Origin of the sequence: Escherichia sp. WS1450, from assembly GCF_046487395.1 — a bacterium.
GTDB classification, from domain to species: Bacteria; Pseudomonadota; Gammaproteobacteria; order Enterobacterales; family Enterobacteriaceae; genus Escherichia; species Escherichia coli.
The window spans coordinates 215,310-229,242 of the sequence record NZ_JBJQJO010000007.1; the positions used below are offsets into that span (position 1 = coordinate 215,310).

The window sequence follows — 13,933 nt, forward strand, 5'->3', positions numbered from 1 at the left end:
CTCTTTATCAGCAGTAAACTAGTGGGTATTCATCCCCTACCTCTCCCCACTAAGAGAATCCTTATGAAATCCGTTTTTACGCTTTCCGCCAGCCTGGCGATTAGCCTGATGCTGTGCTGCACGGCGCAGGCAAACGACCATAAAATCCTCGGCGTCATTGCAATGCCACGTAACGAAACCAACGATCTGGCGCTGAAACTTCCTGTTTGCCGAATTGTTAAACGCATACAACTCTCAGCCGACCATGGCGATTTGCAGTTAAGCGGTGCATCGGTTTATTTCAAAGCCGCCCGTAGCGCCAGTCAGAGCCTGAATATTCCTTCAGAAATAAAAGAAGGGCAAACCACTGACTGGATCAACATTAACAGCGATAACGACAATAAACGCTGCGTCTCAAAAATCACCTTTTCCGGCCATACGGTGAACTCATCGGATATGGCCACGCTGAAAATTATCGGCGACGACTAACGCCAGAATATAGAAGCCACAAAAAATGAATGTTAATTACCTGAATGATTCAGATCTGGATTTTCTCCAGCATTGTAGTGAGGAACAATTGGCAAATTTCGCCCGGCTGCTCACCCATAATGAAAAAGGCAAAACTCGCCTCTCCAGCGTACTGATGCGCAACGAACTGTTTAAATCGATGGAAGGACATCCCGAGCAACACCGCCGCAACTGGCAGCTGATTGCCGGAGAATTACAACATTTTGGTGGCGATAGTATCGCCAACAAACTGCGCGGACACGGTAAATTGTATCGGGCCATTTTGCTCGATGTTTCAAAACGATTGAAGCTGAAAGCCGACAAAGAGATGTCTACGTTTGAAATTGAGCAACAGTTACTGGAACAATTTCTGCGTAATACCTGGAAGAAAATGGACGAGGAACATAAGCAGGAGTTTCTGCACGCGGTCGATGCCAGGGTGAATGAGCTGGAAGAGCTGCTGCCGCTGCTGATGAAAGACAAATTATTGGCAAAAGGCGTGTCGCATTTGCTTTCCAGCCAATTGACCCGCATTTTACGCACCCACGCAGCAATGAGCGTACTTGGGCATGGTTTGCTTCGCGGCGCGGGGCTGGGAGGCCCTGTAGGCGCGGCACTAAATGGGGTTAAAGCGGTCAGCGGCAGCGCCTATCGCGTGACGATTCCAGCCGTACTGCAAATCGCCTGCCTGCGCCGGATGGTTAGTGCCACTCAGGTCTGATACCAGAAACCGGGGAAAATTTTCATTTTCCCCTCAAAAGATCGTAGACACTGCCCCACTGGCTGATTATTATGCCGCGCCCTGAAAACACTACAGTTATTCAGGGAAATTATTTCACCATTCATTCGATGATGATTTTTGAGGAATTATGGGCAACACTAAGTTGGCTAATCCGGCACCGCTGGGCCTGATGGGCTTCGGCATGACCACCATTCTGCTTAACCTGCACAACGTGGGTTATTTCGCTCTTGACGGTATTATTCTTGCCATGGGCATTTTCTACGGCGGCATCGCGCAAATTTTTGCTGGTCTGCTGGAGTACAAAAAAGGCAACACTTTCGGTTTAACCGCATTCACCTCTTACGGTTCTTTCTGGCTGACGCTGGTTGCGATTCTGCTGATGCCGAAACTGGGTCTGACCGATGCGCCAAATGCACAGTTCCTTGGTGTCTACCTGGGTCTGTGGGGCGTATTTACGCTGTTTATGTTCTTCGGCACGCTGAAAGGCGCACGCGTTCTGCAATTCGTTTTCTTTAGCCTGACCGTGCTGTTTGCCCTGCTGGCGATCGGTAACATTGCCGGTAACGCCGCAATCATCCACTTTGCCGGCTGGATTGGTCTGATCTGCGGTGCCAGCGCAATCTATCTGGCGATGGGTGAAGTGCTGAACGAGCAGTTTGGTCGCACCGTTCTGCCGATTGGTGAATCGCACTAATTGTTTTGAGATCCCCCCGCTCGGGGGGATTTTTTTATTCGCTAACTTCGCGTCTTGCACTCTTCGGTCTGAATGCAGCAACCACTTCCGGTGCCGTTTCAACGTATGGCCCTTCCAGCAACTGAATGCAGTACGGTACGCTGGCAAAAATACCGTGCACCACAACGTTACCCTCAGCGTCCTTTACACCTTCCAGCGTCTCTTTAATCGACTTCGGCTGACCGGGTAAGTTAAGGATCAGCGCCTGTTTGCGAATCACACCCACCTGACGCGAAAGGATCGCAGTTGGTACAAAATGCAGGCTGATCTGGCGCATCTGTTCACCAAAGCCTGGCATCTCGCGGTCCGCTACTGCCAGCGTCGCATCGGGCGTTACGTCACGACGCGCCGGGCCAGTTCCGCCCGTGGTGAGCACCAGATGGCAACTCATTTCATCCACCAGCTCACACAACGTTTGCTCGATGATCGCCTGCTCGTCGGGGATTAAGCGGGTTTCCAGTTCAAACGGCGTGGTTAGCGCCGATGTCAGCCATTCTTCCAACGCAGGGATGCCTTTATCCTGATAAACGCCGCTGGATGCGCGATCAGAGATGGAAACTAAGCCAATACGTAAAGTATTCATCAAGATTTTTCCGTTTAAACAGTCTCGTTAAACAGAATGATACACTGCGAAGGGAGTGACAGACAGGCTTCAGAAGAGGTAGCGTGACCGACTTCCCGGTCACGCTAAGAATGATTACAGCAGATCGCCGATCATTTTTTCCAGTTTTTCTTGGTCAACAGCAAACTTACGGATACCTTCCGCCAGTTTATCTACTGCCATTGGATCCTGGTTGTGCTGCCACAGGAACTCGGACTCAGTGATACGCGCCGGACGCGCTTTCACTTCGCCGGTGTAAGACAGTTTACGTTCGATAGCCCCTTCGCTCTCAGCCAGCTCTTTCAGCAGTGCCGGTGCGATGGTCAGACGGTCGCAACCTGCCAGTTCCAGAATTTCGCCGATGTTACGGAAGCTTGCGCCCATAACCACGGTTTCATAACCGTGCTCTTTGTAGTACTGGTAGATTTCAGATACAGAAACCACGCCCGGATCTTCTGCCGGAGCGTACTCTTTCTTGTCGGTATTCGCTTTGTACCAGTCAAGAATACGGCCAACAAACGGCGAGATCAGGAACACGCCCGCTTCCGCACAAGCACGAGCCTGAGCGAAGGAGAACAGCAGTGTCAGGTTACAGTTAATACCTTCTTTTTCCAGCTGTTCTGCAGCACGGATACCCTGCCAGGTAGAAGCCAGTTTGATCAGAATACGATCGTTGCTAATCCCTGCATCGTTGTAGAGTTTGATCAGGCGTTTTGCTTTCGCAATTGACGCTTCGGTGTCATAGGAAAGACGCGCATCAACTTCAGTTGAGATACGGCCCGGAACCAGTTTCAGGATTTCCAGACCAATATTTACTGCCAGTTTGTCGGTCGCGTCCACGATCTGCTGCGCGCGATCGTTGCTCTGCTGTTTCGCCCAGGCGACAGCATCATCAATCAACTTACGGTATTCCGGAATCTGCGCTGCGTTAAGAATGAGAGAAGGGTTGGTTGTGGCATCCTGCGGTTGATACAGCTTCATTGCCGCGATGTCCCCAGTGTCGGCCACTACGGTGGTGTACTGACGAAGGGAGGTCAATTTGTCCGTCATGATAGTATTTCTCTTTAAACAGCTTGTTAGGGGGATGTAACCGGTCTGCCCTGATGATATCACGACGCAACGTCAGCGCAACCGCCGACAAGACGGTTATCGCCAGGCGAGACTGTTTCGGATTTCTGACACTGCGTTGATATCGCCCGCCATTTTTATACAAAACCTCATGTATGCTACGCAGAAGTTATCAAGTACCTCGTAGCGTATATACTTCTTAAACAATTGGTAACGTTTACACAGGAAAGTCATCGCGACCGGCAATAAGAGGGATATGCATGCCAGATTTTTTCTCCTTTATTAACAGCGTCCTTTGGGGATCGGTAATGATTTACCTGCTCTTCGGCGCAGGTTGTTGGTTCACTTTTCGCACCGGATTTGTGCAGTTTCGCTACATCCGCCAGTTTGGCAAAAGTCTTAAAAATAGCATTCATCCACAGCCAGGCGGTTTAACCTCATTTCAATCATTGTGTACCAGTCTTGCGGCGCGCGTGGGTAGCGGCAACCTGGCTGGCGTTGCGCTGGCTATTACCGCCGGTGGACCAGGTGCCGTCTTCTGGATGTGGGTTGCCGCGTTTATCGGCATGGCGACCTCGTTTGCCGAATGTTCCCTTGCACAACTTTATAAAGAACGTGACGTTAATGGGCAGTTTCGTGGCGGACCGGCATGGTATATGGCGCGCGGGCTGGGGATGCGCTGGATGGGCGTTCTGTTCGCCCTCTTTTTGCTCATCGCCTACGGCATAATTTTCAGCGGAGTTCAGGCGAACGCCGTTGCCCGAGCCCTGAGTTTTTCTTTTGATTTTCCCCCGCTGGTGACAGGCATTATTCTTGCTGTCTTTGCTCTGCTGGCAATCACTCGCGGTCTTCATGGCGTCGCCCGGCTCATGCAGGGGTTTGTCCCGTTGATGGCGTTAATCTGGGTACTGACCAGCCTGGTAATTTGCGTAATGAATATCGGGCAACTTCCCCACGTCATTTGGTCTATTTTTGAGAGTGCTTTTGGCTGGCAGGAAGCGGCAGGCGGCGCGGCGGGATATACCTTAAGCCAGGCGATTACTAACGGTTTTCAGCGCAGTATGTTTTCCAATGAGGCAGGAATGGGGTCGACGCCAAACGCGGCAGCGGCGGCTGCGTCCTGGCCTCCGCATCCCGCAGCGCAAGGAATTGTCCAGATGATTGGCATTTTTATCGACACCCTGGTCATCTGTACGGCAAGCGCCATGCTGATATTACTGGCGGGTAACGGCACAACCTACATGCCGCTGGAAGGTATTCAGCTTATCCAGAAGGCGATGCGGGTGTTAATGGGTTCCTGGGGTGCGGAGTTTGTTACCCTCGTGGTTATTCTGTTTGCCTTCAGCTCCATCGTTGCCAACTACATTTATGCCGAAAACAATCTCTTCTTCTTACGCCTGAACAACCCTAAAGCGATCTGGTGTCTGCGAATCTGCACCTTCGCAACGGTCATCGGCGGCACCTTGCTAAGTCTTCCGCTGATGTGGCAACTGGCAGATATCATTATGGCCTGCATGGCTATTACCAATTTGACCGCCATATTACTGCTCTCGCCTGTGGTTCATACCATTGCCAGTGATTATCTACGCCAGCGTAAACTCGGCGTGCGCCCGGTGTTTGATCCGTTGCGTTATCCGGATATCGGTCGCCAGCTTTCTCCGGACGCGTGGGATGATGTTTCGCAGGAGTAATCACAACTATCGATCAACTCATTCTCTTTTTTTGCTAAAGTCGGCATAAATTTCCTGCAAGGACTGGATATGCTGATTCTTATTTCACCTGCAAAAACGCTCGATTACCAAAGCCCATTGCCCACCACGCGCTATACGCTGCCGGAGCTGTTAGACAATTCCCAGCAGTTGATCCATGAAGCGCGGAAACTGACGCCTCCGCAGATTAGCACGCTGATGCGCATCAGCGACAAACTGGCGGGTATCAACGCCGCTCGCTTTAATGACTGGCAGCCAGATTTCACGCCGGAGAATGCCCGCCAGGCGATTCTGGCGTTTAAAGGTGATGTCTACACCGGCTTGCAGGCCGAAACCTTCAGCGAAGACGATTTCGATTTTGCCCAACAGCATTTGCGAATGCTTTCCGGCTTGTATGGCGTACTACGCCCGCTCGATTTAATGCAGCCTTATCGTCTGGAAATGGGGATCCGTCTTGAGAATGCCCGAGGGAAAGATGTGTATCAATTCTGGGGAGATATCATCACCAACAAGCTGAACGAGGCGCTCGCAGCACAAGGCGATAATGTGGTGATAAATCTGGCGTCAGATGAGTATTTTAAATCGGTGAAGCCGAAGAAATTGAATGCCGAGATTATCAAGCCAGTGTTCCTCGATGAGAAGAACGGCAAATTTAAGATCATCAGCTTCTACGCTAAGAAAGCACGCGGTCTGATGAGTCGTTTCATTATTGAAAATCGGCTGACCAAACCAGAGCAACTGACTGGTTTTAATAGCGAAGGTTACTTCTTTGATGAAGCTTCCTCCAGCAATGGTGAACTGGTGTTTAAACGCTACGAGCAGCGTTAAGTTTGCAGTAAATGCCGGATGCGGCGTGAACGCCTTATCCGGCCTACAAAAGCATGCAGATTCAATATATTGCAGAATTAACGTAGGCCTGATAAGACGCGCCAGCGTCGCATCAGGCGCTGAATGCCGGATTGTTACCCGGCATTTGTCATTTAGCGGTGATGTTTGCCTGGACCATGACCGCCGTGATGATCATGAGGAGCTTTCTTATGGTGGCGCGGCGGTGGCGGCGGTCCATATGGGTGCCAGCGATTGCCTCGCCATTCATAATGTTGTTTCCACCAGCCGTGGTCGCGCCAGTGACCGCCATCCCAGTAATAGCCACGATTATCACGATCGCCTATCTGTAATTTTACTGACGGGACTAGCGTAATTTCCGCAGCCTGCGCTGCCATGGGAGCGACCAGAACCAGGGAAAGTGCGAGTACGATAGATTGCATCTTTTTCACAGGTTACTCCTTTTATCATTGCCCGTTATGGGTCGATATCCGGAGATTACGCGATGAGAACGGCAGTTGTTATTCTCCGCAATCCTAATCTCTAAGTTACCGCATTTATTGAGAATTTCTCCTTTTTCCCTGTCGTTTTTCTCCATATTTTCTTCATAAAAAAGCCGGGCTGCATAAAAGCAAACCCGGCCTGATTGAGATAATGAATAGATGTTACTGATGATTCATCATCAATTTACGCAACGCAGCAAAATCGGCGGGCAGGTTATGCGAAAGCAAGGGTAAATCAGCACGTTCTGCCAGCTCTTTTGGCAGATCCAACGTTTCACCGAGAATCGCTTCCACGCTCTCTTTAAATTTCGCCGGATGCGCGGTGCCGAGGAACAAGCCATATTCGCCTGGATGCAACTGGTCACGCAGCGCACGATAAGCTACGGCAGCGTGCGGCTCCGAGGTGTAGCCCAGTTCTTTTAACTCACGCATTGTCTGTTGCGTGGTTTCATCATCCACGGCTGCATAACCCAGCTCTTTCAGTTGCCAGATTTTGCGGCGGAACAACTCTTCCACACGCGGCCAGTTGTTCGGCTGACTCACGTCCATCGCGTTGGATAACGTCGCCTGAGTCGCTTTGGGTAACCACTGACCGTCGTGCAGGAAACGTGGCACGGTATCGTTCACGTTGGTCGCAGCAATAAAACGTTTCACCGGCAGACCGAGTGACTTCGCCAGCAGACCCGCCGTCAAATCGCCGAAGTTTCCGCTTGGCACCGAGACAACCAGCTGGTTGCGCGCTTCCTGCGGCAACTGCGCCACGGCTTCAAAGTAGTAGCAAATCTGCGCCAGCAAACGGCTGATGTTAATCGAGTTAGCTGAGTTTAACCCCAGCGCCACTTTCAGTTCTTCATCATCAAACGCCTGCTTCACCAGCGCCTGACAGGCATCGAAATCGCCGTCGATGGCAACAGTTTCAATATTGCCGCCCAATGTACAGAACAGTTTTTCTTGCAGTGGACTGATTTTGCCTCGTGGATAGAGGATAACCACTTTCACATTCGGCAAACCGTAGAAAGCATGAGCCACTGCCGCTCCGGTATCACCGGAGGTCGCGGTCAGAATGGTCACTGGCTTATCGCCCGCAATATGGGTCAGCATTTGTGCCATAAAGCGACCGCCGAAATCTTTAAATGCAAGCGTTGGCCCGTGGAACAACTCCAGACAACCGACATCGCTTTCAACATTGGCGACCGGAGCCGGGAAGGCAAACGCCGCGCGTACGCGCTCTTCCAGGATTTCCTGCGGGATTTCATCACCAATAAACGCCGAGAGGATCTTCGCACTGCGGGTGACAAAATCCAGCTTCAGCATCTCATCAATTTCAGTCAGGCTGAATTCCGGCAGGTCGTGCGGGAAAAACAGCCCCTGATTTTTGCCCAACCCCTGGGTTACGGCTTGCGCAAAGCTGACCTGCTCATTGTGATCTTTAAGATTGTAGAGTTTCATTTAGTTTTCCAGTACTCGTGCGCCCGCCGTATCCAGCCGGCAAATATGAACAAAACCTTCCTGATTTTGCAGGTAGTTCTTACCCAACCAGTCGGCAACGCGCTGGGCGGTATCCGGCTTGTCACACAGAGCGAACAAAGTCGGGCCGGAGCCGGAGATACCGCTCGCTACCGCGCCGATTTCCGCGACCGCCTGCCGCGCCTGCCGGAAGCCTGGCAGTAACCGTTCACGGTAGGGTTCAGCGATAACATCTTTCATCAGCTTCGCGGCAAGCTCAGGCTGACGGGAATAGCAGGCGTGAATAAAGCCTGCCAGATGTCGCCCGTGCGCAATGCAATCCTGGCGGCGATACTGCGCCGGTAAAATAGCCCTGGCTTCTGCCGTCGAGACTTTAATCCCCGGATACGCCAGCACCCACAGCCACTCATCAAACCCTGGCACTTGCTGGCTGATGATGTCGTTTTCTTCGATCATCAACTGCATACCACCAAGAAAACACGGTGCCACGTTGTCGTAATGAATGCTGCCGGAGATACGCCCTTCCAGCTCGCCCATCAAAGCCAGCAAACGGGTGTCATTAAGCGGCTTGCCGCAGTGTTCATTCATCGCCATCAGCGCCGCGACCACTGAGCAGGCGCTGGAGCCTAAGCCCGAGCCGATCGGCATATTCTTTTCCAGGGTCATCGCCACTGGAATTTGCTTACCCAGCTCCTGGCAAAAACGCTCCCAACACTGATAAACGATATTTTCCCGAGGTTCTGACGGCAGCTTATCGGCAAAGCGTCCGAGGTTATTGAGACTGAATGTCTCTGCCGCCTCAACCGTGACTACATCTCCGAGCAATGCACCATCAACGGGTGTCACCGCCGCCCCGAGCACATCAAACCCGACGCTCATATTGGCACTGGAAGCCGGGGCATAAACTTTAACCATGTCAGACTCCTAACTTCCATGAGAGGGTACGTAGCAGATCGGCAAAAACACCGGCAGCTGTAACGTCATTGCCCGCACCATATCCGCGCAGCACCAACGGCAGCGGCTGATAATAGTGGCTATAGAAGGCCAGGGCGTTTTCGCCGTTTTTCACTTTGAACAGCGGATCGTTGCCATCCACTTCAGCAATCTTCACGCGGCAGACGCCATCTTCATCAATATTGCCAACATAGCGCAAAACTTTTCCTTCATCACGGGCCTTCGCCACGCGCGCGGCAAAGAGATCGTCGAGCTGTGACAGATTCGCCATAAAAGCGGCAACATCACCCTCGGCGTTAAACTCTGCGGGCAGCACAGGTTCAATTTCAATATCCGCCAGCTCCAGTTCACGTCCCGTTTCACGAGCGAGAATCAATAGTTTACGCGCCACATCCATACCAGAAAGATCATCTCGCGGGTCCGGTTCGGTATAACCCATTTCCCGCGCCAGCGTGGTCGCCTCGGAGAAACTCATGCCTTCGTCTAACTTGCCGAAGATATAAGAAAGCGAACCAGAAAGAATGCCGGAGAACTTCATCAATTCATCACCTGCATTGAGTAGATTTTGCAGGTTCTCAATAACCGGTAATCCAGCCCCAACGTTGGTGTCATAGAGGAATTTACGCCGCGATTTTTCCGCCGCATGACGCAACAGATGGTAGTAATCCATCGACGAGGTGTTAGCCTTTTTGTTCGGCGTAACAACGTGGAAACCTTCGCGCAGGAAGTCGGCATATTGATCCGCCACTGCCTGGCTGGAGGTGCAGTCAACAATGACCGGGTTCAGCAGATGATATTCTTTCACGAGGCGAATTAAGCGCCCGAGATTAAACGGCTCTTTGGCTTGCGCCAGTTCTTCCTGCCAGTTTTCCAGATTAAGGCCATGTACATTGGTGAGCAGAGCCTTCGAGTTGGCAACACCACAGACACGTAAGTCGATATGTTTATTCTTCAGCCAGCTTTGCTGACGCTTCAGTTGCTCCAGCAGCGCACCGCCAACGCCACCGACGCCAATCACAAACACTTCGATAACCTGATCGGTATTGAACAGCATCTGATGAGTAACGCGCACGCCAGTGGTCGCATCATCGTTATTTACCACGACAGAGATTGAGCGTTCAGAAGATCCCTGAGCAATGGCGACAATGTTGATATTGGCGCGGGCCAGCGCGGCAAAGAATTTCGCCGAGATCCCACGCAAGGTGCGCATACCATCACCTACCACCGAGATAATGGCCAGCCGTTCCGTCACTGCCAGCGGCTCCAGTAAGCCTTCTTTCAGTTCCAGGTAGAACTCTTCCTGCATTGCCCGTTCAGCTCGCACACAGTCGCTTTGTGGAACGCAGAAACTGATACTGTATTCGGAAGATGATTGCGTAATCAGCACCACGGAAATACGGGCGCGTGACATCGCTGCAAAGACGCGCGCCGCCATGCCAACCATTCCTTTCATCCCCGGGCCGGAAACGCTGAACATTGCCATGTTATTCAGATTGGAAATGCCCTTGACCGGTAATTCGTCTTCATCACGGCTGGCACCAATGAGCGTACCTGGTGCTTGAGGATTTCCGGTATTTTTAATCAGGCAAGGGATCTGGAACTGGGCGATGGGGGTAATGGTGCGGGGGTGAAGAACTTTAGCGCCGAAGTAGGAAAGCTCCATCGCTTCCTGGTAGGACATCGACTTCAACAACCTCGCATCGGGCACCTGACGCGGGTCGCAGGTATAGACCCCGTCAACGTCCGTCCAAATCTCGCAACAATCGGCGCGTAAACAGGCAGCCAGCACCGCAGCAGAGTAGTCGGAACCGTTACGTCCAAGCACCACCAGTTCGCCTTTTTCATTACCGGCGGTGAAACCTGCCATCAACACCATGTGATCACCAGGAATGCGGCTTGCCGCAATACGGCGGGTGGACTCAGCAATATCGACGGTAGATTCGAGGTAATGCCCCACTGCCAGCAGTTTTTCGACCGGATCGATAACGGTAACGTTGTGACCACGCGCTTCTAACACGCCGGCCATAATGGCGATCGACATTTTCTCGCCACGGCAAATCAGCGCAGCGTTGATGCTATCCGGGCACTGCCCCAACAAACTAATGCCATGCAGGACATGTTTTATTTGGGCAAATTCCTGGTCGACGAAAGTTTTCAGTTGCGCCAGCGGGAATCCCGGCTGGGCGGTGGCGAGTCCCGTCAGAAGTTCGGCAAAAATACGTTCGGCATCGCTGATATTGGGTAAAGCATCCTGGCCGCTAATGGTTTTTTCAATCATCGCCACCAGGTGGTTGGTGATTTTGGCGGGGGCAGAGAGGACGGTGGCCACCTGCCCCTGCCTGGCATTGCTTTCCAGAATATCGGCAACCCGCAGAAAACGTTCTGCATTTGCCACTGATGTACCGCCGAACTTCAACACTCGCATGGTTGTTACCTCGTTACCTTTGGTCGAAAAAAAAGCCCGCACTGTCAGGTGCGGGCTTTTTTCTGTGTTTCCTGTACGCGTCAGCCCGCACCGTTACCTGTGGTAATGGTGATGGTGGTGGTAATGGTGGTGCTAATGCGTTTCATGGATGTTGTGTACTCTGTAATTTTTATCTGTCTGTGCGCTATGCCTATATTGGTTAAAGTATTTAGTGACCTAAGTCAATAAAATTTTAATTTACTCACGGCAGGTAACCAGTTCAGAAGCTGCTATCAGACACTCTTTTTTTAATCCACACAGAGACATATTGCCCGTTGCAGTCAGAATGAAAAGCTGAAAAATACTTACTAAGGCGTTTTTTATTTGGTGATATTTTTTTCAATATCATGCAGCAAACGGTGCAACATTGCCGTGTCTCGTTGCTCTAAAAGCCCCAGACGTTGTTGTAACCAGTCGACCAGTTTTGTGTCATCTGCCACTGCCAGAGTCGTCAGCAATGCCATGGCTCGTTCGCGTAAAGCTTGCAGTTGATGTTGGTCTGCCATTGTGTCACTTTTCGCCGGTTGTTGTATTAATGTTGCTAATTGATAGCAATAGACCATCACCGCCTGCCCCAGATTGAGCGAAGGATAATCCGCCACCATCGGCACACCAGTAAGAACGTCAGCCAACGCTAACTCTTCGTTAGTCAACCCGGAATCTTCGCGACCAAACACCAGCGCGGCATGGCTCATCCATGAAGATTTTTCCTCTAACAGCGGCACCAGTTCTACTGGCGTAGCGTAGTAATGATATTTCGCCCGACTGCGCGCAGTGGTGGCAACAGTGAAATCGACATCGTGTAACGATTCAGCCAGTGTCGGGAAAACTTTAATATTATCAATAATATCACCAGATCCATGTGCGACCCAGCGGGTGGCTGGCTCCAGGTGTGCCTGACTATCGACAATCCGCAGTTCGCTAAACCCCATCGTTTTCATTGCCCGCGCCGCTGCCCCAATATTTTCTGCTCTGGCGGGTGCGACCAGAATAATCGTTATACGCATATTGCCACTCTTCTTGATCAAATAACCGCGAACCGAGTGATCACTGTCAACTTATTACGCGGTGCGAATTTACAAATTCTTAACGTAAGTCGCAGAAAAAGCCCTTTACTTAGCTTAAAAAAGGCTAAACTATTTCCTGACTGTACTAACGGTTGAATTGTTAAAAAATGCTACATATCCTTCTGTTTACTTAGGATAATTTTATAAAAAATAAATCTCGACAATTGGATTCACCACGTTTATTAGTTGTATGATGCAACTAGTTGGATTATTAAAATAATGTGACGAAAGCTAGCATTTAGATACGATGATTTCATCAAACTGTTAACGTGCTACAATTGAACTTGATATATGTCAACGAAGCGTAGTTTTATTGGGTGTCCGGCCCCTCTTAGCCTGTTATGTTGCTGTTAAAATGGTTAGGATGACAGCCGTTTTTGACACTGTCGGGTCCTGAGGGAAAGTACCCACGACCAAGCTAATGATGTTGTTGACGTTGATGGAAAGTGCATCAAGAACGCAATTACGTACTTTAGTCATGTTACGCCGATCATGTTAATTTGCAGCATGCATCAGGCAGGTCAGGGACTTTTGTACTTCCTGTTTCGATTTAGTTGGCAATTTAGGTAGCAAACATGCAGACCCCGCACATTCTTATCGTTGAAGACGAGTTGGTAACACGCAACACGTTGAAAAGTATTTTCGAAGCGGAAGGCTATGATGTTTTCGAAGCGACAGATGGCGCGGAAATGCATCAGATCCTCTCTGAATATGACATCAACCTGGTGATCATGGATATCAATCTGCCGGGTAAGAACGGTCTTCTGTTAGCGCGTGAACTGCGCGAGCAGGCGAATGTTGCGTTGATGTTCCTGACTGGCCGTGACAACGAAGTCGATAAAATTCTCGGCCTCGAAATCGGTGCAGATGACTACATCACCAAACCGTTCAACCCGCGTGAACTGACTATTCGTGCACGCAACCTGCTGTCCCGTACCATGAATCTGGGTACTGTCAGCGAAGAACGTCGTAGCGTTGAAAGCTACAAGTTCAATGGTTGGGAACTGGACATCAACAGCCGTTCGTTGATCGGCCCTGATGGCGAGCAGTACAAGCTGCCGCGCAGCGAGTTCCGCGCCATGCTTCACTTCTGTGAAAACCCAGGCAAAATTCAGTCCCGTGCTGAACTGCTGAAGAAAATGACCGGCCGTGAGCTGAAACCGCACGACCGTACTGTAGACGTGACGATCCGCCGTATTCGTAAACATTTCGAATCTACGCCGGATACGCCGGAAATCATCGCCACCATTCACGGTGAAGGTTATCGCTTCTGCGGTGATCTGGAAGATTAATCGGCTTTACCACCGTCAAAAA

The 13,933-nt window shown here is 50.9% G+C and carries 15 protein-coding genes and 1 other annotated feature; of the genes, 6 read left to right on the top strand and 9 right to left on the bottom strand.

Annotated elements, in window-relative coordinates:
* Positions 1–63 precede the first annotated feature (63 nt).
* The 3 genes from ACJHYR_RS11270 (at position 64) to satP (ending at position 1,922) form a co-directional block, all read left to right on the top strand.
* A complete protein-coding gene (locus tag ACJHYR_RS11270) occupies positions 64–468 on the top strand; it encodes a DUF2541 family protein (RefSeq protein WP_000843584.1) in 405 nt (134 codons plus the stop codon).
* A 25-nt stretch (positions 469–493) separates the two neighbouring features.
* Positions 494–1,207 (top strand): acidic protein MsyB, encoded by a 714-nt coding sequence (gene msyB, locus ACJHYR_RS11275; RefSeq protein WP_001102367.1) that lies wholly within the window; start codon positions 494–496, stop codon positions 1,205–1,207.
* 148 nt (positions 1,208–1,355) lie between these two features.
* Positions 1,356–1,922 (top strand): acetate uptake transporter, encoded by a 567-nt coding sequence (gene satP, locus ACJHYR_RS11280; RefSeq protein WP_000528538.1) that lies wholly within the window; start codon positions 1,356–1,358, stop codon positions 1,920–1,922.
* Positions 1,923–1,956: 34 nt separating this feature from the next.
* On the opposite strand, the gene mog is transcribed toward satP, so the two are convergent.
* A complete protein-coding gene (gene mog / locus ACJHYR_RS11285) occupies positions 1,957–2,544 on the bottom strand; it encodes a molybdopterin adenylyltransferase (protein ID WP_001094685.1) in 588 nt (195 codons plus the stop codon).
* Between the two features lie 114 nt (positions 2,545–2,658).
* Complete coding sequence (gene tal, locus ACJHYR_RS11290; protein ID WP_000130187.1) at positions 2,659–3,612, bottom strand: transaldolase; 954 nt, start codon at positions 3,610–3,612, stop codon at positions 2,659–2,661.
* 278 nt (positions 3,613–3,890) lie between these two features.
* Here tal and ACJHYR_RS11295 point away from each other — a divergent pair, with 278 nt between their 5' ends.
* Entirely contained in the window at positions 3,891–5,321 is a 1,431-nt protein-coding gene (locus tag ACJHYR_RS11295) for an alanine/glycine:cation symporter family protein (RefSeq protein WP_001112575.1), read from the top strand.
* Between the two features lie 69 nt (positions 5,322–5,390).
* Positions 5,391–6,167 carry a peroxide stress protein YaaA gene (gene yaaA / locus ACJHYR_RS11300; protein WP_059328242.1) on the top strand — a complete coding sequence of 259 codons (777 nt, stop codon included), beginning with the start codon at positions 5,391–5,393 and terminating at the stop codon, positions 6,165–6,167.
* Between the two features lie 152 nt (positions 6,168–6,319).
* Here yaaA and ACJHYR_RS11305 read toward each other — a convergent pair whose 3' ends face one another.
* From ACJHYR_RS11305 to yjjY, 7 genes are all read right to left on the bottom strand, one after another.
* Positions 6,320–6,616 (bottom strand): DUF2502 domain-containing protein, encoded by a 297-nt coding sequence (locus ACJHYR_RS11305; RefSeq protein WP_000738732.1) that lies wholly within the window; start codon positions 6,614–6,616, stop codon positions 6,320–6,322.
* Between the two features lie 213 nt (positions 6,617–6,829).
* Positions 6,830–8,116: a threonine synthase gene (thrC, locus tag ACJHYR_RS11310; protein WP_000781055.1), complete on the bottom strand. Its 1,287-nt coding sequence runs from the start codon at positions 8,114–8,116 to the stop codon at positions 6,830–6,832.
* The gene (gene thrB, locus ACJHYR_RS11315) at positions 8,117–9,049 is read right to left on the bottom strand and encodes a homoserine kinase (protein ID WP_000241660.1); all 933 of its coding nucleotides are present in this window, start codon (positions 9,047–9,049) and stop codon (positions 8,117–8,119) included.
* 1 nt (position 9,050) lies between these two features.
* Entirely contained in the window at positions 9,051–11,513 is a 2,463-nt protein-coding gene (gene thrA, locus ACJHYR_RS11320) for a bifunctional aspartate kinase/homoserine dehydrogenase I (protein WP_042028634.1), read from the bottom strand.
* A gap of 25 nt (positions 11,514–11,538) precedes the next feature.
* Positions 11,539–11,658 (bottom strand) — a sequence feature (Thr leader region).
* Entirely contained in the window at positions 11,594–11,659 is a 66-nt protein-coding gene (gene thrL / locus ACJHYR_RS11325) for a thr operon leader peptide (protein ID WP_001386572.1), read from the bottom strand. Its footprint overlaps the feature before it by 65 nt.
* Positions 11,660–11,872: 213 nt before the next feature.
* Positions 11,873–12,559 (bottom strand): tRNA/rRNA methyltransferase, encoded by a 687-nt coding sequence (locus tag ACJHYR_RS11330; protein ID WP_001223148.1) that lies wholly within the window; start codon positions 12,557–12,559, stop codon positions 11,873–11,875.
* 399 nt (positions 12,560–12,958) lie between these two features.
* Positions 12,959–13,099 carry a protein YjjY gene (yjjY, locus tag ACJHYR_RS11335; protein ID WP_001303782.1) on the bottom strand — a complete coding sequence of 47 codons (141 nt, stop codon included), beginning with the start codon at positions 13,097–13,099 and terminating at the stop codon, positions 12,959–12,961.
* A gap of 95 nt (positions 13,100–13,194) precedes the next feature.
* Here yjjY and arcA point away from each other — a divergent pair, with 95 nt between their 5' ends.
* On the top strand, positions 13,195–13,911 hold the full coding sequence (gene arcA, locus ACJHYR_RS11340) for a two-component system response regulator ArcA (RefSeq protein ID WP_001194358.1): 717 nt from the start codon (positions 13,195–13,197) through the stop codon (positions 13,909–13,911).
* The last annotated feature ends 22 nt before the right edge of the window (positions 13,912–13,933 follow it).